We start from the raw sequence: 23,766 nt of genomic DNA, 5'->3' as shown, positions 1-23,766 counted from the left end.
CGGCGCGGTCGCCGGTACGGCGCGCGAGCGGGGCAGTGTAAGGGGGCGGCGCACCGGGCGGGCGGAAATCATCGCGTTGCGCGGAGCGCTGAGTCGGTGCCTCTGTGCCCTCCGTAGAACTGGGTGACCACCGTGCACGGGGGCCACTGCGCCATCACGGCGTACGTCCCCGTGTGCTCCCCCGTGGCCCAGTTAGAGGTCGGAGAAGTGAGCCACCGATACGTGAGCGAGAGTCATCGGCATGTGAACAAGCGGACCGGCGTCCTCGTCGGCGGCGCGGCAACAGCCCTCGTGGCGGCGGCGATCGTGCTGCCGCAGGCCAACGCGAGCGCGGAACGGCCAGGCCCACCGCGCACCTTCTCCTCCGAGTCGGCCGCGCGGGTCGCCTCGTCCCTGAAGGCGGACCTCGGCGACGGCCGGACGGCGGGCTGGTACCTCGATGCCGGGCAGGGGCGGCTCGTGATGAACGTCCTGTCGGCGGACGACGCCGGGAAGGTCGAGGCGGAGGGCGCCGTGGCGCGCGTCGTACGCAACAGTACGAGCGAACTGCGCGCGGCAACGCGCGCCTTGCGTGACACCGCGGCCATCCCCGGGACCGCGTGGTCCATCGACCCCAGGACCAACCAGGTCTCGGTCGTCGCCGACCGTACGGTCACCGGTGCGAAACTCGCCGCTCTCACCGAAGCCGTCGAGAAGGCGGGCGGCGGTGGCATGGCGAGGATCGAGCGGACGGCGGGGGAGTTCCGGCGGTATCACGGCGGGGGAGCGCCGCGGGGGCGGCGATGGACGCCGGCGGTTCGGATGGCTCGGATGACTCCGGTGGTAGTTCGGACGGCTCGGGTGGCTCCGGTGGTGGTTCGGGCGGTTCCGGTGGCTCCGATGGTGGATCGGACGGCTCCGGCGGGTCCGGTGGCTCCGGTGGCGACGCGGCCGGAGAGGGCGGCGGAGGTACAGGAGCGCTGCCGGTCGGAGGCAGCGCCATCTTCGGGGGAACGCGCGCTGTTCGCTCGGCTTCAACGTCACCGTTCAAGGCGCTCCGGCCTTCCTGACCGCGGGGCACTGCGGCAAGGGCAGCGCGACCTGGACGGCCGATCAGGCGGGGGCGCAGCCGCTGGGTACGGTGGCCGACGCCCAGTTCCCCGAGAGCGACTTCGCCCTGGTGAGGTACGACGATCCGGCCGCCCGCCCGGACAGCGCGGTCGACCTGCGGAACGGCGGCACTCAGCGGATATCCCGGGTGGCGGAGGCCGCCGTAGGGATGCCGGTGCAGCGGTCCGGCAGCACGACGGGACTCTCGGAGGGGACCGTCACCGGCCTGGACGCCACGGTGAACTACGGCAACGGCGACATCGTCAACGGGCTGATACAGACGGACGTGTGCGCCGAGCCCGGGGACAGCGGCGGTTCGATGTTCTCCGGCGACGCGGCCGTGGGGCTGACCTCCGGCGGCAGCGGCGACTGCACGCAGGGCGGCGAGACTTTCTTCCAGCCGGTCACCACGGCACTCGAAGCGACCGGCGCCGAGATAGGAGCAGCCGACGGCGGCAGCAAGGCTGGCAGCGGCAGCGGCGTGGGGCGTTAGGCAGGACGGTAGTTCACCGCTCGTCTTGGCCGCCCGGTGCCGGGTGCCTGGTCCGGAACCTCGGCTCGTCCGTCCGAGCCTCGGGGGACCTCATCGCCGCGGCCGTCCGCGCGGAGCTGGAGCCGCCCGCCCCACCGGGCCGCCCCGGCCGTACCCGCCCCGGCGGAATGACCGGCCGTGACCGGCACCACCGCCGCACCAGGCCCGTACGGTGGAAGGCCACAGCCGTACCCCAGCTACGCCGTGAGGTAGGACAGGGCCACCGCGCCGTGCACGGCGGCGCCGACGGCGAGAGCCTGTTCGTCGTGCACGACCCGGCTGGAATGGTTGTCGGGCGCTTGGCCCGGGGTCTGCCCCGGCGGGCAGGCGCCGAGGAACGCCATGGCGCCGGGCACCCGTTCCAGGACGAAGGCGAAGTCCTCGGCGGCCATGATCGGGTGGGGCAGCAGCTGGACCTGCCCGGGGCCGAGGAGTTCCGTCGCCGCACGGGTGACCAGACCGGTGAAGCCGGGATCGTTGGCCACCACCGGCGTGACGTCCGGCAGTTCCACGTCGGCGGTCAGACCGTGCGCCGCCGCCACACCGTCCACCACCCGGACGATGCCGTCGCGGACCTTCTTGCGGGTGGCGTCGGACAGGGTGCGGAAGGTGCCGGCGATCTCCGCCGTGTCGGGGATGATGTTGGTCGCCGTACCGGCGGTGACGCGGGTGACGGTGAGGACCGCCGGTTCGAAGACATCGACCGTACGGGTCACCATCGTCTGCAGCGCCTGGACGATCTCGCAGGCCACCGGCACGGGATCGAGGCCCCGCTGCGGCGCGGCGGCGTGCGCGCCCCGGCCGTGGACGGTGATGGCCAGCATGTCGGCGGCGGCGGACTGCGGACCTGGCCGCAGATGGACGGTGCCGGACGGATGCCGGGTGGTGATGTGCAGGGCGAACGCCGCGTCCACCGCGCTGCCGTCCGGCGTCTCCAGCACGCCTTCCTCGATCATCGGCTGCGCGCCCCCGCAGACCTCCTCCGCAGGCTGGAACATGAACACCACCCGGCCCGCCAGCCGTTCCCGGCGGGCGGCGAGCAGGCGGGCGGCGCCGAGCAGCATCGCGGTGTGCGTGTCGTGTCCGCAGGCGTGCATGACGCCCGGCGTGCGGGAGGCGAAGTCGAGCCCGGTCTCCTCGGTCTGCGGCAGGGCGTCCATGTCGGCACGGAGCAGGATCGTCCGCCCCGGCCGGGTGCCGGTCAGCGTGGCGGTGACGGAGGTGAGCCGGTCGCCCGTGGTGACGGTCAGGGGAGGCCGGACAGTTCGCGCAGCACGGTCTGCTGGGTGCGGGGCAGCGCGGTCCCCAGCTCCGGTGCGCGGTGGATCTCGCGGCGTACGGCGGTGATCTGCGGCAGCAGCCGCCAGGCGTCCCGGAGGAGCGTGCCGTAGCGGGGGCCTCCCTCGGGCCCGCTGCCGTTTCCCTCGGACCCGCTGCCGTTCCGCTCGGGCCCGCTGCCGCCACCCGCCAGTCCCCTGCTGTCTCCCTCGGGCCCGTTGCTCTCTCCCTCGGGTCCGCCGTAGTCCGTCCTGGGCCCGCCGTCGTCTCCCATGGGCCCATGATGAGATCGCGGCGCCCGTACGGCCAGAGGGCGCGCCCCGGTTCCGGCCGAAGAGCCGCGGGGTGCGGAACCGGACTCCGACGGCGGCGTGCGAGCCGCCCGTACGGCCCGCGCACCACCCTCGGATCAGGCCGCCGAGGCCTGCCGGGAACGCAGCCGCGTCAGGACCAGGTGCGCCACGACACCGAACACCAGCCCCCAGAAGGCCGAACCGATGCCCGCGATGGTCACCCCGGACGCGGTGGCGAGGAACGTGATCAGAGCCGCCTCGCGGTCCTTCTCCTCCTTGACCGCGGTGGTCAGGCCGCCGGCCAGGGCGCCGAAGAGCGCGACTCCGGCCACCGCGGCGACCAGTTCCTTGGGCAGCCCGGCGAACAGCACGACGAGCGTCGATCCGAACGCGCCGATCAGGAGGTAGAAGAAACCGCAGGAGACACCGGCCACGTACCGGCGGCGCGGGTCGCGGTGCGCCTCGGGGCCGGTGCAGATCGCCGCGGTGATCGCGGCCAGGTTGATCGCGTGCGATCCGAACGGGGCCAGGGCCGTGGACGCCACCCCGGTGGAGCCGATGAGCAGCCGGTCGTCGGGCCGGTAGCCGGACGCGCTGAGCACGCCCATACCAGGCGCGTTCTGCGACGCCAGCGTGGCCAGGATCATCGGTACGGCGATGCCGATGAGGGAACCGGCCGAGAACGACGGCGTGGTGAACACCGGCTTGGCCAGCTCCACATGGTCGATGTGGATGTCCAGCCGTGAGGTGAGCGCGCTGAACAGCACACCGGCCGCCAGCGCCAGCAGTACCGCGTACCGCGCGATGAAGCGTTTGCCCAGCAGATATGCCACCAGGACCGCGCCGGCGATCCACGGCGCGGTCTTCAGCGACGTGAACACCCCGGTGCCGAAGGAGAACAGGATGCCCGCGAGCATCGCCGACACCACGGCCGTCGGTATCTGCCGCATCAGCCGCCCGAACACCCCCGTTAGCCCGACGAGCGTGATGACGAGCCCGGTGACGAGGAAGGCGCCGACGGCCTCGGCGTACGAGTACGCGCCCAGGCTGGTGACCAGGAGCGCCGCACCCGGGGTCGAGAAGGCCGTGATGACCGGCATCCGGGTGCGCAGGCTGAGCGCGACGCAGGTGACGCCGCTGCCGATGGATATGGCCCACACCCAGGAACTGGTCTGCCCCTGGTCCAGATGCCCGGCGTGGGCGGCCGCCAGCACGATGACCAGTGGCCCGGAGTACGACACGACGACGGCCACGAAGCCGGCCAGCACGGCCGACAGCGAGACGTCGCGGAACAGCCCGGGCCGGGTCTCCGGCGAACCGTCCGTTGGTGTGCCCTCCGGGAGGGGGCCGACCGGGGGCTCCGGCGGGGGAGGGGTGCCGGTCGGCTGGATGTTGCTCGTGGTGTCCGAACTCAACGGTCTTCCTTTGCGGCGCGTTCCAGTGCCTGCTCCAGGTCGGCCACGAGGTCGGCCGGATCTTCGAGCCCGATGGACAGGCGGATCATGTCCTTCGGGGAAGTGGTGCCCGGCCCCTCGAAGGTGTAGCGGTGTTCGACCAGACTTTCCACCCGCCCAGATACGTGGCACGGATGAGGAGTTCGCAGTGCTGCGCCGTACGCGGGGACCGCTGCCAGCCCCCGCTGACGTGCAGGGACAGCATCCCACTGAAGTCCTCGCCCAACTGCCGGACCGTGACCTTGTGACCGGGATCGCTCGGCAGCCCCGGGTACGCGAGACCCGGTTGACGTGAGCATGGTCAGCGACGTGGCCGGCCAGCGCCTGCGCGGTGGCCGATATCTGCCGCATCCGCGGGAAGAACGTACGGATGCCGTGACGCCGTCCGGCCTATTCGTGCGGAAGGCCGTCGGGAGGACGTGGAGCGTTTTCCGGCGACAGCGGCTCGCCTGCCCCCGGCTCGCCTGCCTGCTCCCGCCCCTGCTCCCGCTCGATCAGCTCGGACAGCTGGACTTGCAGGCCCCTGGCCTCGCCCGACCGGTGCTGGCTCCGGTACAGCTCCAACGCCTGCTCCCACGCCTCGCGGGCCTGGCCGAACCGGCCCAGGGCGGCATGCGCCTGGCCGATGCCGTGCAGCAGAACGGCTTCGTGGTAGGTGTTGCCGATGTCGCGCAGGAGGCCGAGGGCCTGCCGGCCGTGTTCCAGGACGTCGGCGTACCGGCCCGTGCACAGGCCCAGATAGGCGTAGATGCCCAGCGACAGCGCCTCACCGTTGCGGTTGCCGTGGCCGCGGTGCAGGAGCAGGCCCTTCTCGCAGTAGGCCTGCGCCTGCTCGAAGTGGCCCAACTGCGCGGAGTACCACGCCGACTGGTTGAAGCCGCGGGCCTCCCACTCCTGGTCCTCCACCGCCTGGAACAGGGCGAGGGAACGGGTGGCGTGCTCCAGCGCGGACCGGGCCTGCCCCTGCTGCCCCCAGGCCCAGGCGAGGACGCGGTGGGTGTGCGCCTGGCTCCGCACGTCGGCGGTACGTTCGGCGAGGGCGAGCGCCTGGTGGAGACGGTCCATGGCCTCGGTGTGCCGGCCCGTCAGGGCGCACGCTTCGGCGAGGAGGCGGTGCGCCGGGGCCTGGGTCGCCTCGTCCCCCAGCTGCCGCGCGGCGGCCAGCCCGTCGCCCGCGACGGCGACCTGATGGGAGAGCAGTCCGCGCCGCCAGTGATAGGTGTGCAGCGTCGGTGCCAGCTGCCACACGGCCCGGTGCCACCGCCGTTCCACGGCCAGCCGCTGCGCGGCCATCAGACAGGGATGCTCGGCGTCCAGCCAGGCCAGCGCCCTGGTCTCGTCCGGCAGCGGCTGGGGTCGGCAGCCCGGCCGGGGCGGGGCCGGCGCCACCGACTCGCGGTGCGGATCCAGCGCCTGGTCACCGGCGTAGGCCGTGTGCAGGTAGAAGTCCACCAGCCGCCGCAGCGCGTCGTCACGGCTGTCCGCCGTCTGGTGGACGTGGGCCTGCTCGGAGGCGTAGAGGCGGATCAGGTCGTGCATCCGGTAGCGGCCGGGGGACGGCTGCGAGACCAGGTGCGCGGTCTCCAGCTCCCGCAGCAGCGCGCGGGTCCGGGGCACGGACAGCCCGGCGAGCGAGGCCGTGGCCGGCAGGCCGATGTCCGGCCCCGGCGCCAGCCCCACCAGCCCGAGCAGGACGGCCGCCTCGGAAGTCAGCGCCTCGTACGAGGACGAGAACGCCGCCCGCAGGTTCAGCGGAATCTCACCGGCGTCCAGCTCGTCGAGCCGGGTGGTGTGGTCGCGCAGTTCCTCGGCGAGCAGACGCAGCGGGAAGCTGGGGTGAGCGGTGGCGCGGGCGGCCACGATGCTCAGCGCCAGCGGCAGCCCGCCGCAGCACTCCAGGAACGCTTCCACCGCCTCCGGCTCCGCCGCGACCCGTGCATCCCCCAGATGACCGGCCAGCAACTGGCGGGCCTCGGCCGCGGGGAGCACGTCCAGGTCGAGCGGGCGGGCGCCGTGGGTGGTGACCAGGCCGGCCAACTGGCGGCGGCTGGTCACCAGCACCGTGCAGGCCGAATCGCCCGGCAGCAGCGGGGTCACGTGCGGGGTGTCGCGGGCATTGTCCAGCACGATCAGCAGACGCCGGTCGGCGACCAGACTGCGGTACAGTCCCACCTGCGCGTCGAGGTCCGTCGGCATCCCGGCCGGGTCCACCCCCAGGGCGCTGAGGAAGCCGCGTACCGCTTCCGCCGCCGTCACCGGCTCGCCGACGGGCGTGAAGCCCCGTAGGTCGACGAAGAGCTGGCCGTCGGGGAACCGGTCGATGTGCTGGTGCGCCCAGTGCAGCGCGAGCCAGGTCTTCCCGATGCCTCCGGCGCCGCCGAGCGCCGAGATCATGACCGTGGCGCCGGTCTCCGCCGCGTCGTCGAGGGCGGCCGTCAGCGCGGTCAGTTCACCGGCCCGGCCGGTGAACACCCGTGGCGCGGCGGGCAACTGGTGCGGCACCACCGGGCGCTCACGTCCGGCGTGCAGGTGCACCCCGCCGTGCACCACACCGGCCTGCACCACGTGGCCCTCGACCGGCGCGGACACCTCGTTGCGTACCTCGCTTACGTCCGCTCCGAGCAGCTCGCGGCCCTGGCTGTCGTGTTCCGTCGTCACCGCCTCCACCTTCCGACCCGGCACTCCGGTCCGTCGAGTGTCCCGCGCAAGCGGAAGCGGCGGCGGGAGCCGGGGACAGCTCCACTCCCGCGAGTGAAGATCGGTTCGGCGGGCGGCCGGGCCGGGCCGTCGACCGGGAGCAACCCGGCCGGAAGAGCCTCAGCCCCGCGCGAGCCGCGCCACTTCGGCGTCGTACTGCCCGGCAGCGAAGTGGAAGTCCGGCACGTCCGGGCCGTCGGAGTCGTTCTCCCAGTCCGTCCACAGCACGTAGGGACCTTCGCGGCGGATGGTCACCCGGACGCTGCCGCAACACGACATGCTGCACTCGGGACCGGCCAGCACCACCTGACGGGCCGTCTCACCGGCAGCCAGCGCGTCCCCTTGCAGCGACTCCCACAGATTGGTGATCCCCAGGTCGAAGACCTCGTCGAGGACATCCCGTCCGTCGATCAGGGGGCGGATCTCCCCGGGGGCGAAGTAGCCGTCGTCCGGCGCGTCGGGGTCGACGCAGAGGAAGGAGATGGTGCTTATTTCAGGTGTCATCAGGTCATTGTGGGTAATGCCAGGCTTTCATGCCAATGCATTTGGCGCCGCCCCGGAAAGCGTTTGACGTCGGTCGATGCGGGGCGGTCGGATGGCGCCCCATGAGTGCCGAGCGGAGGCAGCAGATGCATGACTCCCAGCAGCCCGTGGACGACGACCTCGTACGGCGGCTGATCGCCGGGCAGTTCCCCCGATGGGCGGGTCTGGCCGTGCAGCGGTTCCCGTCGGGCGGCACGGTCAACGCCATGTACCGGCTGGGCGACAGCATGGTCGTCCGGCTGCCGCTGGTCGCGGGAGGGGCCGGGGACGTACTGCTGGAGCGGGAGTGGCTGCCGCGCCTCGCGCCCCGGCTGCCCGTGGCCGTACCCGAGGTACTGGAAGCCGGGGAGCCCGCCGAGGGATATCCGTGGCCGTGGTCGGTGTACCGCTGGCTTCCGGGCGGGAACCCCGAGGAGGGGGCGCTGAGCGACCCCGTGGCGCTGGCCGGGGACCTGGCCGGGTTCGTGGCGGCGATGCGGAGCGTCACCCTGCCGGGCGCGCCGACGGCCCACCGGGGCGGGCCGGTCGCCGCGCTCGACGCGGCGACCAGGGCGGCGATCGAGGAGCTGCGCGGCATCCCGGAGGAGGGCGTCGACTGCGACGCGGTGACCGCCGTGTGGGAGGACGCGTTGCGGGCCCCGGAAGAGGACGGGCCGCCAGCCTGGCTGCACGCCGATCTGATGCCGGGCAACCTGCTGGTGGACGGCGGCAGACTGTCGGCAGTGATCGATTTCGGGTGCACGGGCATGGGCGACCCGGCCTGTGACCTCTTCCCGGCGTGGAATCTGCTGCCGTCCGACGCCAGGAAGGTCTTCCGCGAGGCGCTCGACGTGGACGACGCGACCTGGCGCCGAGGCCGGGGACGCACCCTCTCCCAGGCGCTGATCGCGCTGCCGTACTACCGGCACACGAACCCGGCGATGGCGCACAACGCCCGGCATGTGATCCGGGCGGTGCTGGGGGAGGGATGAGCGCCGGGGTGGCGCAGCCCGGCACCGTACGGGCTGCGGCTGCTGTACGTGCTACCGCTGCCGTACGGGCTGTCGCCGAGGACGGCCTGGTTCGTCATGGCGGTCTTCCGCGGCCCGGGGAGACAATGCGGCATGACCGAACGGCGCCGTACGCCTTGGGACAGTGGGCTGCTGCCCGGCCCCGACGGGGTGCTGTCCGCGGCCCGCGAAGCGCGGATGCGTCGGCGAGGTGCGGAGCTTGCCCAGGACGGTGCCCTTGCTGTCGAAGAGGCGCGGGCGGCGATGGGTGAACTCCTGCTGGAGATCGATCGCCTGAGCGGTCTGGTCGCCTTGATGGACGGGGATGACGGGGAGGACAGCGGACCAGGGGCCGACGGGGACGGCCAGCCCCCGGGCGCGCCGCTGCCGGACGACCGCTGCTGAGACCGGCCCCGGATCGTCGTCACCCGTCGAGGTGCGCGATCCGGGGCCGGCTTCCGCGTGCGGACTCAGCTGCTCAGCCCGCGGAGGCGGGGGTCAGCAGGTCAGGTTGCCGCCCGTGGAGGTGCCCAGGATCTGGGTGAACTTCTTGAAGTTGTCGACCCGGCTCTGGACCTGGCCGGGGTTGTTGCCGTTGCACTCCAGGCTGCCGTTGATGCTGCGGATCGTCTCGCCGAAGCCGCGGTCGTTGACGATCGCGTCGTGCGGCGTCATCGTGCCCGGGCCGCGCTGGGTGTTCCAGTACCAGAGGCCGGTCTTCCAGGCGACGGCCGAGTCCGTCTGGACCAGGTTCGGGTTGTGCAGCAGGTCGATGCCGAGCGCGTCGCCCGCCGCCTTGTAGTTGAAGTTCCAGCTGAGCTGGATCGGCCCGCGGCCGTAGTACGCCGCCTGGCCCGCCGGGCAGCCGTACGGCTGGTTGCGGTCGCAGTAGTGCGGGTAGTTGGCGGTGTTCTGCTCCACGACGTGGACCAGACCGCCCGTCTCGTGGCTGACGTTGGCGAGGAAGGCGGCGGCCTCGCGCTTCTTGATGGTGTCGCTTCCGGTGTTGGCGAACCCGGGGTAGGCGCTCAGCGCGGCCTTCAGACCGTTGTACGTGTAGAACGGGTTTCTGTTCGGGAACATCTGGTTGAACTGCGCCTCGCTCACCACGAAGCCGGACGGGTTGGTGCCGCCGCCACAGTTGTACGGCTCCCAGAACCACGTGCTGATGACCGGGTCGTAGCCCGGGTTGTCGTGCGTGGCGCGGTAGTACTGGCCGTTCGTGTACTTGACGATGTCGCCGGTGCGGTACGCCTTGCCGGCGGTCCAGATGGAGAAGTTGCAGCTCGCGGCGGGTGCCGCGGGGCCGGAGGAGGGTGCTGCCGTGGCGGTGGGCGCAGCGACGGTGAGGGTCGCGGCACAGGCGGCGGCGGAGAGCACGGCGGCTATACGCTGCTTGAGCAACATGTGATCACTCCTCAGTGCGGCAGGGCCGCGTTCGGTCGGCGACGGACGGTCCGGCGCACGACGAGGACCACGGACCGCGCTCCGGTTCGCAAGCGCGATCACAGGTTGGTTGGTACTCAACTCGCTTGGTCTGTACCAGTCAAGATGGCACAGGTCCAGATTCCGGATCGGACAACAAGCGGTCACCGGCTCGGGCGAAACGGGCAGGACGGACGCCCGACCGGTGGTGCGGTCAGGTGAGCAGACGGAACAGATGGGCGCAGGCCGCCGCCTCGGTCGGATGGCGGCCGATGACGTGCGGGGCGCCGCGTTCGTACGCGCCGGTCTCCCACGCCCCGTCCGGGGCCTGGCGCAGGAACAGGAAGTCCGGAGGCGTGGGGACCGGTTCGTGCACCCCTTCGATGCGGTAGTGGCCGTCGGCGACCCCTGCCGCGCGCAGCGCGGTGCGCACCGCGCGCCGGTCCCGGGGAGCGTCCATGCCCATGGAGGAAGCCATGCCGGTCACTTCACCACGAGGTTCCTGCCGTCGTGGCTTTGCGTCACCACGATGGTCCGCCGTCGTGGCTCCCAGCCACCACGATGTTCCCGCCGCCATGGCGTTCAGTTGGCCACACGGGTGAGGAAGTCGTGCTCGACGAGCCACTTCACGTTCAGCCGCTGCCCCTGTCCCGGGTCCAGGAACACCGCGTCCAGTTTGATCTGCTGTCCGCCGCCGGGCTGCTCGAACCACGGGGCGATGCTGCCCTGCCACACCCAGAACGGCTTCGCGACCTTGTAGACGTGGTAGTCGCACGGCGCCGCGGGCTCGCGCGTGTTGAGGTTCTGCGGCGGCAGGGAGCGTTCGGCGTACGCGTCGCCCGCCGGTGCCAGGAAACCGCCGAACTCGGAGCCGAACCGGTCCAGCCGCTGGCCCGTGCGCAGCTTCGCGGGTTCCTTGTCGACCGTGCCGTTGGCCTCGCCGAAGCCGTCGTTGGGCGGGTACTTCCAGCCACCCGTGTCCGCCGGCCCCGCCCAGTACTTCTTGAGGAAGGCCGGAGCCGGCAGCTTCCCGGTCCGCTGGTAGCCCTTGAGCAGCGGGCCCACGGGTGCCTGCTGCCTGCCGGGCAGCCACTTCGGCCCGAGCCGGGCGTCACCGTGGTGCGCCCCCGTGCAGGGTTCGGGCTCGTGCCGCGACGCCGCGGCCGGTGCGGTGGCGGGCCGGTCGTCCGGCTGCGGCGCGGCGCTCGCGGCGGGCGCCGCCAGCAGACCGGCGGCGAGGCCGAGAGCGGCGCATATGGTGCGTATGCGATGTGGGTTCATGCGGGGATTCCTTCACGCGCCGATGATCCATCAGGACGGTCCGCAGAGTAGACGTACCGTCTCGGGGCGTGTCATGCGCGCGTCGCCTTCCGGCCAGGGGCGGGCTCCTCCGCGCTGACCGGCCCGCACCGCCGTCGCGCCACGTTCCGCCCCCGTGGGGTCAGCCCTGTCCCCCGCAACCCGCCGGACGGGCCCGCAGAGCGGCGAAGAACGCGTCCAGTTCGCCCCGCACCCGATCCCCGCCGTCGAAGCCCTGCCAGTACGGCCGCATCCGTCCCACCAGGTCGTAACACGTGTCGATGGGGACCAGATGGCACTCGACCCGCTCACCGTGGCGGCGCAACAACAAGCCCTCCACGTCGTCGGCCAGGTCGGACACGGCCGGGTTGACGGCCATCACTCGCTCCCAGGCGGCGTCCGGCAGCAGCGACTCGGTGGCGCCGCCGGGGCTCGGGTAGAACACCACGTAGCGGCCGAGGCGGGAGTTGCGGAAGCTGAAGACCACACCGACCGGCAGTTGCAGCGCTTCCCACTGCATCGGGCCGAGCACGAAGTCCCGTACGTGCCGGTAACGGTCGGGCACGCCGAGGTAGCGCCCGGCGGGCACACCGCTGTGTGTGTGCAGCGTCCGGCACGCCGGGCAGACACACAGCAGACCACGGTCGTCCAGATCGACCACGTGCCCGTGCGGGCCGGTGCCGAGGGCCGCTGAACACAACACGCAGCGCGCGCCGGACGGGCTGCCGGCAGGTTCGCGGAAGCGGCGCAGGCCGTGGCCGGTGGTCATGCCCGCGCCCGGCGGCCGACGGGTACGGGGCGCCACGCCCGGGCCGGGACCCGGCGTGTGCTGGCGGGCATCGTCGTTCAACTCCCCACGTGGAGGACGATGACGCAGGTGTCGTCCTCCGGATTGATGTGCAGGACGGACAGCAGGGTCTCCAGGTGCTCCTCGGGGGTGTCGGCAGCCCCTCGGCGGGCGGTGGCCAGCAGCAGGTCCTCGCGATCGCCGGCCCGGTCGGCGCGACGCTCGACCAGGCCGTCCGTGTAGAGGATCAGGCGGTCACCGGGGGCCAGGGAGAGCGTCTTGCAGACGTAGCCGGGGTCGAGGCTGGCGCCGAGGGTGGTCCCGTCGCCGTTGACCAGTTCGGTGGCGCGTCCGTCGCGTACGAGCACGGGCGGCGGGTGACCGGCGCGGGCCCAGGACAGCGTGCGCCGTACCGGATCGAAGTGGCCGACGGCGGCGGTCGCCGTCAGCGACTCGGCGTGGCCGTGGAAGGCGACGAGGTTGAGGCATTCGAGGACGCGCGCCGCGTCGGCACCGGTGTACGCGATCCCGAGCAGCGCGTTGCGCAACTGGGCCATTCCGGCGGCGGCCTGGAGCCCGTGCCCGAGCACGTCGCCGATGGCGATCAGCACCCGGCCGTCGGGCAGCGGCGTGGCCTCGAACCAGTCACCGCCCACACGGGCGCAGTTCTCGGCGGGCAGATAGCGGATGGCCGCCCGCAGGCCCGGCAGGGTGGTGTGGGCCCGCGGCAGCAGGGCCAGTTGCAGCTCCTCCGCCATCCGCAGCTGCCGCCGTTCGGCTTCCCGCCGGGAGGCGTCCAGCGCCGCCTCCACCCGCCGGACGCGGGAGACGTCCTGGACGACTCCGCGCAGCGCCACCGGGTTGCCGAGACTGTCGCGTACCAGCTCGGCGTTGACACTCACGTGGCGCAGCCTGCCGGAAGCCCGCGTACGGATCTCGAACCACACCGGGCCGTGGTCGCGGGAGAGCGACTGCACGGCCCGGACGACGGCGGGCAGATCGTCCTCCACGACGTACCCGGAGAGCGCACCGAGCGACAACGGGCCGCTGTCCGGGGCGAGGCCGAAGATGTCGTACATCCGCCGCGACCAGGTGGCCTCGCCGGTGGCCAGGTTCCACTCCGCCCAGCCGAGGTCGGCCAGCCGTTCGGCATCGTCGACGCGGGCCGTCAGCCGCGCCTGCTCGTCGTGGAACTGCCAGCTCACCAGCAGCCCGCCGCCCACCCGCCGGGCGCGCACGCTCACCACGGCCGGACGCAGGACGCCCCGCAGCGGCTCCTCGTACGGGAACGGGTCCCGGTCCAGCGGCACTCCGGTCTCCAGGACCGCCACACAGGCGTCGAAGATCCCCGAGAGGAACATGCCGGGGAAGACGTCGAGCAGGCGGCTGCCGGTGATCTGCTCGGGCGTACGGCCCAGGAGGCCGGTGGCGTGCGCGTTGCAGCGATCGACGGTGAACTCGACCACCCGGCCGAGCGGGCCGCGTACCGGGAAGAGCAGCGCCGCCGGTACGGGGATGGCGTCGAGGACCGCGCCCAGCCAGGCCGCCCGCACGTGGTCGTCCGGCAGCCCCAGGGCGGCCAGACCGCGCAGCCGCTGCCCGGCGCAGTCGGTCAGCTCCTCCAGCCGCCTCCGGGCCGCAGGGGTCCGGGGCGCGGAGTCCGGCCGGGTGACGCTGACCATGCAGACCGCGGCGGCGCGGGGCGCGCGCGGCGCGTCGCTCCTGGCCGAGATCCAGGTCAGCGTCTGGCCGCCGTCCTTGTCGTCGAGCCACACTTGGTGGTCCGCGCCGGCCGTGCGGGCCGGCGGGAGGATGCGGTGCAGGGGCATCTGCGACCAGTCGCAGTCCGCCTGGGCGGCCGGGCCGGCGGCTCCGCTCATGCGGAGCATGCCTTCCGTGTCGAGGACGGCCAGCAGTACCGCCGTGGCGCCCCAGGGTTCGGCCCGTTCGTACAGCCGCTGTGCCAGCTCGGCCGGGCCGGGAGCGGAGGCGAGTTCCATGGCGCCGTCGGGCGGGCCGGGGGTGGGGGCCGGGCCGGTGCCGGGGCGGCGCGTGGCCCCTCCCCGCGCCCCCGCGTCGCGCACCGCCTCCCCGGCCGTCGCTCCGGGAGTCTCGAGCAGCCCGCTCGCGCAGGCACGGGCCTGCGCCGCGTCGCATCCGAGATGCCTGACGAGGAGCTCCGTGACGCGCGCGGCACTCGGCGCATCCCCGGGCACCGGACCGCTCCCCCGTGGGGGACCGCCCTTGCCCGGCCGGGAACCGGCCACGCCGCTGTCACACCGGACCATGGCACCTCGTCGCCTTCGAAGGCACCCGCGCCCGCCCCACGGTTGCCGCGGACGGCGCACGGAAGGCGCGCGCACGCGACCGGCCGGGAGAGTCTGCCTCATGAACGGCTGATATCTAACAGTTCGCGTCCGATCACCGTGAGAAGTGACTGGTAATGACCCATCCCCTTTGCCGTACTGCCCCCAAGAGGAAGGAAGTGAGCGGCCGCTGACCGCTGCCGATCGGTACGCCGAGGGCGGGTGCCAGGCCACCTCTCCAGCAACTTCACGCAATATGTGTTAACAATGCAGGGAACTTCTGCTAAGAATGCCGTCCACCGTCTTCCGCGCGATGACACCCGCCGACTCCCGAGGGGCGCCCGCCCATGCCCGCTCCGCTGCCCGCCCACGTACCCGCGACCATGCGTGCCGCCGTACTGCACGCGCCGAAGGATCTGCGGATCGAGGAGCGGCCCGTGCCGGTCCCCGGGCCGGGTCAGGTGCTGGTCCGCGTCGAAGCCGTCGGCATCTGCGGCTCCGACGTGCACTACTACGAGCACGGACGGATCGGCGACTTCGTCGTCCGCGCCCCGATGGTGCTCGGCCACGAACCGGGCGGCACCGTCGTCGCCCTCGGCCCCGGTGCCACCCTGCGCCGGCCGGGACAGCTGGTCTCGCTCGAACCCGGCATTCCGTGCGGTACGTGTACACAGTGCCGCCATGGCCGCTACAACCTGTGCCCCGAGGTGTCCTTCTACGCGACACCGCCGGTCGACGGCGCCCTGTGCGAGTACGTCGCCATCGACGAGCACTTCGCCCACCCCGTGCCGGACCCGCTGACCGCCGAGACCGCGGCCCTGCTGGAGCCGCTGTCCGTCGGCGTGTGGGCGGCGCGCAAGGGGCGGGTCGGCACCGGCTCGCGGGTGCTGGTCACCGGCGCCGGGCCGATCGGCCTGATCGCCGTCCAGACGGCCCGTGCCTTCGGCGCCACCGAGGTCGTCGTCACCGACATCGCGCCCGAACGCCTCGATCTGGCGCGGGAGTTGGGTGCCACCGGCACCGTCGACGTACGGACCGCCCGGCTCGCCGACACCGGGTACGTCCCCGACGTGCTCCTGGAGTGCTCCGGTGTCCCGGCCGTCGCCGACGAGGGCATCCGGGCCGTCGGCCGGGCCGGCCGCGCGGTGCTGGTGGGAATGGGCGGGGACACCGTGCCGCTGCCGCTCGCCCATGTGCAAAACTTCGAGATCGAGGTCACCGGCACCTTCCGGTACGCCAACACCTGGCCCGCCGCCATCGCCCTGGCCGCCTCGGGCGACGTACGGCTGGACCGGCTGGTCTCCCACCGGTACGGCCTGGAGCAGGCGGAACAGGCGCTCACCGCGGCCGCCCGTGACCGTACGACGATCAAGCCCGTGGTGTGTCCGCTGCCCAGCTGACCGCCGTGGGCGCGGAGGAAGGAACGCCGGATGTCCGCCAAGGCACGGCTGTCGCAGGCCGCCGTCGAGCAGCGGCGGCAGGCCGTCCTGCGGTACGTCGCCGACCACGGCGCCCTGCGCATCGACGCGCTCGCCGACCGCTTCGGCGTCAGCCTGATGACGATGCACCGCGACCTGGACGACCTCGCCGGGCGCCATCTGCTCCGTAAGGAGCGGGGGCGGGCGGTCGCCTTTCCCGCGCTGACCATGGAGACCGCCACCCGCTTCCGGGAGTCCGCCGGCCTGGCGGTCAAGACGGCGCTGTGCGCGGCGGTGGCCGACCGGATCACACCCGGCAGCACCCTGCTGATGGACGACTCCACCACCCTCTACCCGCTGGCCGGAATGCTGGCCCGGCAGGACCGGACCGCGCGGCTCACCGTGGTCACCAACTCCATCGGCCTGGCACAGCGCCTGGGCGCGGCACCCGGCGTGGACGTCACCCTGCTGGGCGGCCGGTACCAGAGCGAGTTCAACTCCTGCACCGGCCCGGAGGTCACCCGTGGCCTCGCCCGGCTCCACGCCGACCTGGCGCTGATGTCCGCCACCGCCGTCCTCGACGGGCGCCTCTTCCATCCGCTGCGGGAGTATGCCGAGGTCAAGGAGGCCATGCTGGCGGCCGCCGGCCGGGCCGCACTGGTGGTGGACAGTTCCAAGATGGGCAAGCGGGCCACGTACGAATACGGCACCGCCGCCCGCTACGGAACGGTCGTCACCGACACCGCGGCCCCCGCGGCGGAACTCGCGGCCCTGCGGGCCACCGGCGCAGCCGTCGAGGTCGTGGAGCCCGGCGCGGGGTGACACCGGGGCCCGGTCAGACGCCGTCCGGAGGGAGGGCGGCGACCGTGTCGAGCAGGCGGTCGACGTCCGCCAGGGCCTCCCGGCCGGTGTCGGAGTCGCGCTGAGCGGGGTCGTCGAGGAAGTCGGCGGTGCAGGCCAGCAGCTGGTACATGGCGCCGATGGGCTTCAGGCCCCAGGAGGCGCTCAGCAGGATGTGGGTGATGACGGGGGCGGTGAGCCGGCCGCCGTTGTCGTCACGGGCGAGCACCAGGGCCAGGGCCAGATTGCGGTCGGCGTCGTCCGGCTGCCACGGACCGCCGAGGTCGCGGGCGAGGGTGGTGGCCTGGGACCGGATGTCGGATGCCGCGTTCATGGTCCGACGGTGCCACACCGCGCCCCGCTTCCGGCGGGGGCGCCACCGGACCCGGCGCGCGCGTTTCGCGTGCGCCCCCGGCCGCGTCACTCCGCCGGGTGAAGACGGCCGCCGTCCGGCGTACGGCGGTGCGGCGTTGGGCAGACCCTGGGCGCGCAGGGCGTGGCGGTCCCGAAGCGGTCGGGAAGCCGGGGCCGCCGCGCGGAGAGGGGAGCGCCGTGGAAGCGGACATCGTGTACGAGCCGCCCGTGGTGGAGGAGCTCGGCGACTTCGCCGAGCTGACGCTCGGGTCGAGCACCGGCACGTTCTTCGAGGGCGGCTATGCGCCCTGGTACTGGCAGATCCCGCCGACGGGCTGACCGGACTTGACCGACGACGTGTGGTTCACGGTCCTCCCCGACGGCGAGAACGGACTGGCCGCGGCGAGCGTGCTGCGGTCCGGCGCGACCGAGGTGGTCTCCCACCACTCCGGCCGCCCGTGGCTGGTGGGCAGCTGGCCCGCCGGTCAGCTGGTGACCGCCGCGGTGGGGGCGGCGCGGATGGTGGTGATCGGGCGCTGCCCGGTCACCACCGACGCGCTCACGGACCGGCTGCGCCGGGTCCGGGACATGACCGGCGCCGAGGGCGCGCTCACCGGCCTCGCGGGAAGCTTCCACGCGGTGCTCTCCGCGGGCGGCCGGGTCCGGGTGCGCGGCAGCGCCTCGGCCGTACGCCGGGTCTTCCACGCCCGGGTCGGCGGTGTGACGGTGGCGGCGAACCGCGCCGACATCCTGGCGTCGGCACGCGGCGCGCCCGTGGACGAACGGCAGTTGGCACTCCGCCTGCTGGCGTCGCCTCCTCCGTACCCGCTCGCCGACGGCGGCTGCCTGTGGCGCGGGGTCCACGCCGTACCCGACGGCCACAGCCTGCTGCTGGAAGCCGACGGCCGGGCCACGGCCCGGCGCTGGTGGACCCCGCCGGGCCCCGAACTCCCGCTCGCACAGGGGGCGGACGCGGTACGGCGGGCCCTGGCCGCCGCGGTGGACTCCTGCACCGCCGAACGCAAGACCGTCAGCGCGGACCTTTCCGGCGGGATGGACTCCACGAGCCTGTGCTTCCTCGCCGCCCGCGGCCCGGCCCGCCTGGTCACCTTCCGCTGGGAGAGCGTCGACCCGGCGAACGACGACGCCGCCTGGGCCGCCCGGGCGACCGCCCGGCTCCCCGGCGCCGAGCACGTACTGCCCGGCCGCGCCGGAGCGCCCCTGTGGTTCAGCGGCATGGACAGCCTGGACGGGGCCGGGGACGAGCCCGGTGTCTGGGTCCGGGACAGCGCCAAACTCACCACACTCGCCGGGCTGATGACCGCGCGCGGGTCGGCGCTGCACCTGTCGGGCGGCGGCGGGGACGAACTGTTCGCCGCTCTCCCGCCGTATCTGCACGACGCCCTGCGCAGCGACCCGCGGACCGTACCGGGCCGCATACGCAGACAGCGGGCGGTCCGCCCCCAGCCCCTGTTGCCGCTGCTGCGCGGCCTGGCGGACCGCAGCACCTTCAGCCGGTGGCTGACCGCCTGGGCGGACCACCTCGTCCCGGACCCGGCGAAGCCGCCTCCCGCACGCTTCACGTCCGGCACGGCCTGGGGGACGTTCGCGGCCATGCCGCCGTGGGCCACCCCGGCAGCGGTCAGCGCGGCGCGGTCCGTCCTGCGCGAAGCGGCCGCCGACGCCCCCGAGGCGCTCGCGGCGCAGCGGGGCCAGCATGCCGCGCTGGCCGGTGTGCAGATGTGCGGCCGCGCGTTCCGGCAGGTCGACCAGGCCGCGACCGGGCTGGGACTGCCGCACGCCGCGCCCTTCCTGGACGACAGCGTGATCGAGGCCGCGCTGTCCGTACGGGTCGCCGACCGCGGTGCCCCCGACCGCTACAAGCCGGTCCTGGCCACCGCCATGCGGGGCGTCGTCCCCGACGACCTGCTGGCACGGACCACGAAGGGCGAGTACACCGCCGACTTCTACTTCGCCCTGCGCCGTAACCGTGCCGCCCTCGCCGAGCTGTTCAACGAGTCGCGGCTGGCCCGCGCCGGGCTCCTGGACACCGCGGCCCTCGCCGCCGGGCTGGCCCGGCCGCATCTGCCGCCCGCCGTGATGCGCGCCCTGGACAACACCCTGGCCTGCGAGGTCTGGCTGCGTCACGCGATCAGGCCGCCCGGCGGGTGACCGCACCGGCGGGCACGCGAGGCGCCCGCCGGTCCAGGGTCACGGCTTGGGCAGGACGCAGCCCGGCCGCCCGAGGTCGAGCTTGTTGCCGGTGCCGAAGCACTTGGGTATCTCGTACGTCTCCTGGGCGTAGCCGATGCCCCGGCGGACGCTCACCTGGCCGTTGGCGTCCACCTCGCACGGGTTGTTCATCGTGCAGCGCTGGCCGCTCTCATTGATCGTGTTGTTGACGGCCGCCACCTTGCCGGAGGCCACGTCGATCACCGGTGACCCGGAGGTGCCGCCGATGACCTTGCACGGGGCGGTGTAGCGGACCGAGTCCTTCCAGGTCCAGTCGCCCTCCTTCAGCCGGTAGGCGAAACCGTCCACGTTGCAGTTGTAGGTCTTCTTCCAGTATCCGGAGACCACGCTGATCGCGGCACCCTTGACGGGGTGCGTGGTGGCCATGTCCAGCGCCTTGATGCCGTAGCGCTGCTTGATCTGGGCATAGGTGGAGGAGAGTTCGTAGACCGAGACGTCGGTGTCGGTCATCGTGCCGTATGCGATCTTGGTGGCCCGTACCGTGCCGAGGTTGCCGGCCGAGGTGCTGAGCACCGTGAAACTGCGGCTGGAGGGACGGTCGACGACGACCTCGCCCGCACCGGGCATTCCGGTCTCCAGGCAGTGGCCGTTGGACATGACCAGGGCCGGGTCGTTGTCGGCCGAGGTGGGCATCCGGACGATCGACCCCGAGCAGTTGCTCAGGGCCACGGTGCCGGCGAAGGACACCGCCCGGGGAGCCGCCGCATCGGCTCCGCTGAGCGTGACGTCCGCCGTGCGCTGGAGCGAGGGCGCCGCCGTGTGCCCGGCGGCGTCCTGGGGTGTGGCAGCACCGGCGGTTCCGGCGGTGCCCACGAGCGCGGCGGTACCCAGGACGGCCGCGGCCAGGGCACCGACGAGAGGGCTTCTCATGTGGGGGTCCTCTCACAATCTGTGGCCGAAGTTCCTTCGGCTTTGACGTGCGCATTGTTGGAGCAACAGAGGCTGCTGGCAACAACTTCGCCGTAATCGGTGGGAAGTTGTTCGAATTTGCGAGGGGTAGGAGGGGTAGGAGGGGGCGGCTGGGATCTGGGGGGAGGGCAGGGGACGAGGACAGGGGGCGTACGCCGGGCGCGTGCTCCGTCCGCGCGCCCTCGCCGCGGCACCCGCCAGTCCGCTCCCGGCCGCGCCGCCCCGGGGCCGGGCCGCCGGTCCCGACACCTTCCGCATCCGAACGGTTGGCTGCCGCCGCTCTTTCTCATGCATTTCTCACAAAGACGGGCGGTATCGCCCGGGGATACCTCGGCGATACCCCGTTGACCTGCACCGCAGTCGAAGTCCAGGAAGTTCGCGGACGTTGTGGACATGAGGCAGGTGAGGTGTCGTACGCTGCACTCCGCGATCCGTTCGCGCATTTTCCGCTGTTTACCGTAAAACTCGGACAGGTTGCCGCCGCACCGTCGTTAAGGACCCGGATGCTTTACGCTGCGCCCCATCACCCTCCCGGCCCGCAGGGAGAGGTGCGGCGGCCCAGACTGCGTGTCCTCGACGGGCTGCGCCTGCTGGCCGCCCTGATGGTCCTGGCGTATCACTACATCACCCTCCGCGACGGCTGGGGCGACGATCCGCAGGCATTCTCCCCGCTCGTCCACCACCTGTCGGAGTACGGGTGGCTCGGTGTCGAAGTCTTCTTTCTGATCAGCGGGTTCGTCATCTGCATGAGCGCGTGGGGGCGGTCCCTCGGCGATTTCGTGACATCCCGCGTCTCCCGCCTCTATCCGGCCTATTGGGTCGCCGTGCTGCTGACGGCGGCGGTCCTGACGGTGTGGCCGAACGTCCGCAGCGCGGACAACTGGGAGACGGTGCTCACGAACCTCACCATGCTCCAGCAGGGGCTCGGCGTGCCCGACGTGGACGACGCGTACTGGACGCTGTTCATCGAGCTGAAGTTCTATCTGCTGTTCGCGGTCGTGGTCTTCCGCGGGGTCACGTACCGCCGTTGCGTGCTCTTCTGCGGCCTGTGGACCGTGGCCGGGGTGGTGGCGCTGAAGTCCAACAGCGATCTGCTCTCGGTGTGGGCGATCGCGCCCTACTCCCCGTACTTCATCGCGGGCATCGCCTTCTACCTCATGCACCGGTTCCGGCCCACCGTCCTGCTGTGGGCGATCGTGGCGGTCTCCTTCCTGCTGGCCCAGCACTATCTGCACGGCCGGCTGGTGATGAATCTCGGTGCGAAGGCGGAGCTGGCACAGGGCTGGCCGGTGCGGCTGGCCGTCCTGGCGGCGTTCGCGCTGATGGCCGCCATCGCGCTCGGCTGGTTCGACAGACTCCAATGGCGCTGGCTGTCCACGGCCGGGTCGCTCACGTACCCGCTCTATCTCCTCCACATGTACGTGGGTTTCACCCTTATCGACCTGCTGCGCGACCGTGTTCCCGCTCTGGCCCTGCTGCCGGGGATCGTCATCCTCATGCTGGTCCTTTCCTGGCTGGTGCACCGCTTCGTGGAACGGCCGCTGGGTCGCAAACTCCGGACATCCATGCAGAAAAGCGTGGAGGAAATGCGCTTCCACTCGCGAGGGAAAGCGACCGGTGCAGCCGCCGCGCCGGCGGAGAAAAGCAGGGAAATCGTGCGCGAGGAACGGAAACCGGACGCGGAATTGCTGCACTGACCGCCTGGGGTGATCGCGCCGCCCGCGCGGAACTCCCTTCCCGCCCGTCCCGTACGTCCTCCCCTGCACCTTTTCGCATGCACCGTTTCGTTACGCCGCTTCGTACGCATCGTTTCCTTTCGCCGCTCGTTGAAGCGGATGCCGACGGCGCCGGACGAAGAATGCCGGTGCCGACGGGCATTGCCCACGCGACGGAGGGAAGACGTCAGGGATGAGCGGTGAGATGTGGGCGATCGTGGTGATTCTGGCGGTCCTGCTCGCGGCGATGGTCGGCGCGGCGATCGTGCTCCTGGTCAAGGTGGTCCGCGCGCGCCACGCCCTGCGCGACGCGGGCGTACCGCTGGAGAACAAACTCGCGTACTGGGGAGCGCTGCTCTACGTGATCTCCCCGGTCGACCTGCTGCCGGACCCGGTCCTGCTCGACGACATCGGCGTGCTCCTGCTGGCCCTCCGGTCGTTGCAGGCGGCGGCCGACGCCTCGGGCGTGGGCAAACGGAAGAGGTCCGCGACGGCGCCGGAGGTGGAGGCGGAGGCCTGAGACGTGGCGGTGCGGACCACAGGCGTGGCGCTGCGCGGCCGGGACAGCGGCCACTGGCCGGGACAGCGGCCCCAGCCAGGACAGCGGCCACCAGCCAGGTCACCGGCCACCAGCCAGGTCACCGGCCACCGGCCGGGACGTCCGCTGCCTGGGTGCGGCACACCCAGGCAACACACCGGGCCCCCGCCTAACCTTGCCCTCATGGACGACAACCACCTGGGAGATTTCCTGTGCGCACGCCGTGCCGGCCTGCGGCCGGAGGACATCGGTATGGCGCGTTACGGGACCCGCAGAGTCGCCGGGCTGCGCCGCGAAGAAGTCGCCGTCCTGTCCGGAATGAACGCCGACTACTACACCCGCCTGGAACAAGGACGCGAGCGCAACCCCTCACCGCAGGTGCTGGACGCCCTCAGCCGCGCGCTGCGTCTCGAAGCCGACGCCCGGACCCACCTGTACGGGCTGGCCGGGGCCGCCCCGGCGGGCCGGCCTTCTCCGTACCCCTCCCCGCAGGTCACCCCCGCCCTGCGCCAGTTGCTGGACGGGTACCCGAACACCCCGGCCTTCGTCCTCGGCCCGACCCTGGACCTCCTCGCCGTCAACGCCCTGGCCGAGGCCCTTTTCGTCCCGTTCCGGCCGGCGGACAACCTGGTCCGTATGGTCTTCGCCGACCCCGCGGGCCGGAGCTTCTACGCGGACTGGAACCGGGCGGCCGAGGCCACCGTCGCCAACCTGCGCCAGGCGACGGGCCAGGACCCGGACGACCCACGGCTGCGCGAACTCGTCCGCACCCTCACCGGACACAGCCCGGACTTCGCCCGCCTCTGGGCGGCCCACGCCGTACGCGGCAAGACCCGGGACGCCAAGCACCTCCTGCACCCGGACGTCGGCCCCCTCGCCCTCACCTATCAGGCTTTCGACGTGCGCGACGCCCCCGGTCAGCAACTCGTCATCTACCACGCCGAGCCGGGCAGCCCGAGCGCCCAGGCCCTCAGCCTGCTCGGCACCCTGCACGCCACCCGCCACCGGGCCGAGCCGCGCGGTCACACCTGCTCCTGATGGACCGCG

The 23,766-nt window shown here is 72.5% G+C and carries 22 protein-coding genes and 1 pseudogene; 10 read left to right on the top strand and 13 right to left on the bottom strand.

The features are described from left to right. The first annotated feature begins 207 nt into the window (after positions 1 to 207). Positions 208 to 1,582: pseudogene (locus tag ACEXOX_RS06680) on the top strand (S1 family peptidase). 236 nt (positions 1,583 to 1,818) lie between these two features. On the opposite strand, the gene ACEXOX_RS06675 reads toward ACEXOX_RS06680, so the two are convergent. The 6 genes from ACEXOX_RS06675 to ACEXOX_RS06650 all read right to left on the bottom strand — a co-directional run bounded on the left by ACEXOX_RS06675 (position 1,819) and on the right by ACEXOX_RS06650 (position 7,847). Continuing rightward, the gene (locus ACEXOX_RS06675; protein ID WP_406526250.1) at positions 1,819 to 2,799 is read right to left on the bottom strand and encodes a M20 family metallopeptidase; all 981 of its coding nucleotides are present in this window, start codon (positions 2,797 to 2,799) and stop codon (positions 1,819 to 1,821) included. A 68-nt stretch (positions 2,800 to 2,867) separates the two neighbouring features. Then, positions 2,868 to 3,173, bottom strand: coding sequence for a hypothetical protein (locus ACEXOX_RS06670; RefSeq protein ID WP_406526684.1), 306 nt, complete (start codon positions 3,171 to 3,173; stop codon positions 2,868 to 2,870). A 135-nt stretch (positions 3,174 to 3,308) separates the two neighbouring features. After that, complete coding sequence (locus tag ACEXOX_RS06665) at positions 3,309 to 4,607, bottom strand: benzoate/H(+) symporter BenE family transporter (protein WP_406519525.1); 1,299 nt, start codon at positions 4,605 to 4,607, stop codon at positions 3,309 to 3,311. Beyond that, positions 4,604 to 4,759: a hypothetical protein gene (locus ACEXOX_RS06660; RefSeq protein WP_406519524.1), complete on the bottom strand. Its 156-nt coding sequence runs from the start codon at positions 4,757 to 4,759 to the stop codon at positions 4,604 to 4,606. The genes ACEXOX_RS06665 and ACEXOX_RS06660 overlap by 4 nt, the downstream gene beginning before the upstream one ends. 277 nt (positions 4,760 to 5,036) lie before the next feature. Then, complete coding sequence (locus ACEXOX_RS06655; protein WP_406519523.1) at positions 5,037 to 7,304, bottom strand: ATP-binding protein; 2,268 nt, start codon at positions 7,302 to 7,304, stop codon at positions 5,037 to 5,039. A 159-nt stretch (positions 7,305 to 7,463) separates the two neighbouring features. Continuing rightward, positions 7,464 to 7,847, bottom strand: a complete 384-nt coding sequence (locus tag ACEXOX_RS06650; RefSeq protein WP_406519522.1) for a hypothetical protein — start codon at positions 7,845 to 7,847, stop codon at positions 7,464 to 7,466. Positions 7,848 to 7,972: 125 nt separating this feature from the next. Here ACEXOX_RS06650 and ACEXOX_RS06645 point away from each other — a divergent pair, with 125 nt between their 5' ends. Both ACEXOX_RS06645 and ACEXOX_RS06640 read left to right on the top strand, forming a co-directional pair. After that, positions 7,973 to 8,857 (top strand): aminoglycoside phosphotransferase family protein, encoded by an 885-nt coding sequence (locus tag ACEXOX_RS06645; RefSeq protein WP_406519521.1) that lies wholly within the window; start codon positions 7,973 to 7,975, stop codon positions 8,855 to 8,857. Between the two features lie 132 nt (positions 8,858 to 8,989). Then, positions 8,990 to 9,280, top strand: a complete 291-nt coding sequence (locus tag ACEXOX_RS06640) for a hypothetical protein (RefSeq protein ID WP_406519520.1) — start codon at positions 8,990 to 8,992, stop codon at positions 9,278 to 9,280. Positions 9,281 to 9,373: 93 nt separating this feature from the next. Here ACEXOX_RS06640 and ACEXOX_RS06635 read toward each other — a convergent pair whose 3' ends face one another. From ACEXOX_RS06635 to ACEXOX_RS06615, 5 genes are all read right to left on the bottom strand, one after another. After that, positions 9,374 to 10,282, bottom strand: coding sequence for a glycoside hydrolase family 19 protein (locus tag ACEXOX_RS06635; RefSeq protein ID WP_406519519.1), 909 nt, complete (start codon positions 10,280 to 10,282; stop codon positions 9,374 to 9,376). A gap of 232 nt (positions 10,283 to 10,514) precedes the next feature. Next, positions 10,515 to 10,778 carry a hypothetical protein gene (locus ACEXOX_RS06630; protein ID WP_406519518.1) on the bottom strand — a complete coding sequence of 88 codons (264 nt, stop codon included), beginning with the start codon at positions 10,776 to 10,778 and terminating at the stop codon, positions 10,515 to 10,517. A gap of 104 nt (positions 10,779 to 10,882) precedes the next feature. Further along, positions 10,883 to 11,581, bottom strand: coding sequence for a TNT domain-containing protein (locus tag ACEXOX_RS06625; RefSeq protein ID WP_406519517.1), 699 nt, complete (start codon positions 11,579 to 11,581; stop codon positions 10,883 to 10,885). Positions 11,582 to 11,741: 160 nt separating this feature from the next. Further along, complete coding sequence (locus ACEXOX_RS06620) at positions 11,742 to 12,368, bottom strand: DUF5947 family protein (protein WP_406519516.1); 627 nt, start codon at positions 12,366 to 12,368, stop codon at positions 11,742 to 11,744. Between the two features lie 77 nt (positions 12,369 to 12,445). Then, on the bottom strand, positions 12,446 to 14,602 hold the full coding sequence (locus tag ACEXOX_RS06615) for a SpoIIE family protein phosphatase (protein WP_406519515.1): 2,157 nt from the start codon (positions 14,600 to 14,602) through the stop codon (positions 12,446 to 12,448). A gap of 437 nt (positions 14,603 to 15,039) precedes the next feature. Between ACEXOX_RS06615 and ACEXOX_RS06610 the strand changes: the two genes are divergently transcribed. Both ACEXOX_RS06610 and ACEXOX_RS06605 read left to right on the top strand, forming a co-directional pair. Continuing rightward, positions 15,040 to 16,092 carry an NAD(P)-dependent alcohol dehydrogenase gene (locus ACEXOX_RS06610; RefSeq protein ID WP_406519514.1) on the top strand — a complete coding sequence of 351 codons (1,053 nt, stop codon included), beginning with the start codon at positions 15,040 to 15,042 and terminating at the stop codon, positions 16,090 to 16,092. A 30-nt stretch (positions 16,093 to 16,122) separates the two neighbouring features. Beyond that, on the top strand, positions 16,123 to 16,932 hold the full coding sequence (locus tag ACEXOX_RS06605) for a DeoR/GlpR family DNA-binding transcription regulator (RefSeq protein WP_406519513.1): 810 nt from the start codon (positions 16,123 to 16,125) through the stop codon (positions 16,930 to 16,932). Positions 16,933 to 16,945: 13 nt separating this feature from the next. Here the strand turns inward: ACEXOX_RS06605 and ACEXOX_RS06600 are convergent, their stop codons facing one another. Continuing rightward, positions 16,946 to 17,284 carry a hypothetical protein gene (locus ACEXOX_RS06600; RefSeq protein WP_030018681.1) on the bottom strand — a complete coding sequence of 113 codons (339 nt, stop codon included), beginning with the start codon at positions 17,282 to 17,284 and terminating at the stop codon, positions 16,946 to 16,948. A gap of 218 nt (positions 17,285 to 17,502) precedes the next feature. On the opposite strand from ACEXOX_RS06600, the gene ACEXOX_RS06595 reads away from it, so the two are divergent. Both ACEXOX_RS06595 and ACEXOX_RS06590 read left to right on the top strand, forming a co-directional pair. Further along, a complete protein-coding gene (locus ACEXOX_RS06595) occupies positions 17,503 to 17,643 on the top strand; it encodes a lasso RiPP family leader peptide-containing protein (protein ID WP_406519512.1) in 141 nt (46 codons plus the stop codon). A gap of 6 nt (positions 17,644 to 17,649) precedes the next feature. Beyond that, positions 17,650 to 19,476 carry an asparagine synthase-related protein gene (locus ACEXOX_RS06590; RefSeq protein WP_406519511.1) on the top strand — a complete coding sequence of 609 codons (1,827 nt, stop codon included), beginning with the start codon at positions 17,650 to 17,652 and terminating at the stop codon, positions 19,474 to 19,476. A gap of 39 nt (positions 19,477 to 19,515) precedes the next feature. On the opposite strand, the gene ACEXOX_RS06585 is transcribed toward ACEXOX_RS06590, so the two are convergent. Further along, positions 19,516 to 20,427: a trypsin-like peptidase domain-containing protein gene (locus ACEXOX_RS06585; protein WP_406519510.1), complete on the bottom strand. Its 912-nt coding sequence runs from the start codon at positions 20,425 to 20,427 to the stop codon at positions 19,516 to 19,518. A 587-nt stretch (positions 20,428 to 21,014) separates the two neighbouring features. On the opposite strand from ACEXOX_RS06585, the gene ACEXOX_RS06580 reads away from it, so the two are divergent. From ACEXOX_RS06580 to ACEXOX_RS06570, 3 genes are all read left to right on the top strand, one after another. After that, positions 21,015 to 22,163: an acyltransferase family protein gene (locus ACEXOX_RS06580; RefSeq protein ID WP_406519509.1), complete on the top strand. Its 1,149-nt coding sequence runs from the start codon at positions 21,015 to 21,017 to the stop codon at positions 22,161 to 22,163. Positions 22,164 to 22,374: 211 nt separating this feature from the next. After that, entirely contained in the window at positions 22,375 to 22,701 is a 327-nt protein-coding gene (locus ACEXOX_RS06575; protein WP_406519508.1) for a YkvA family protein, read from the top strand. 201 nt (positions 22,702 to 22,902) lie between these two features. Continuing rightward, positions 22,903 to 23,757, top strand: coding sequence for a helix-turn-helix domain-containing protein (locus ACEXOX_RS06570; RefSeq protein ID WP_406519507.1), 855 nt, complete (start codon positions 22,903 to 22,905; stop codon positions 23,755 to 23,757). Positions 23,758 to 23,766: the final 9 nt, after the last annotated feature.

It is taken from the genome of Streptomyces sp. Ac-502 (assembly GCF_045222935.1).
Taxonomy (GTDB): domain Bacteria; phylum Actinomycetota; class Actinomycetes; order Streptomycetales; family Streptomycetaceae; genus Streptomyces; species Streptomyces monomycini.
Note: the sequence above shows the minus strand (reverse complement) of the source record. Positions and strands in the feature narration are given on the sequence as shown.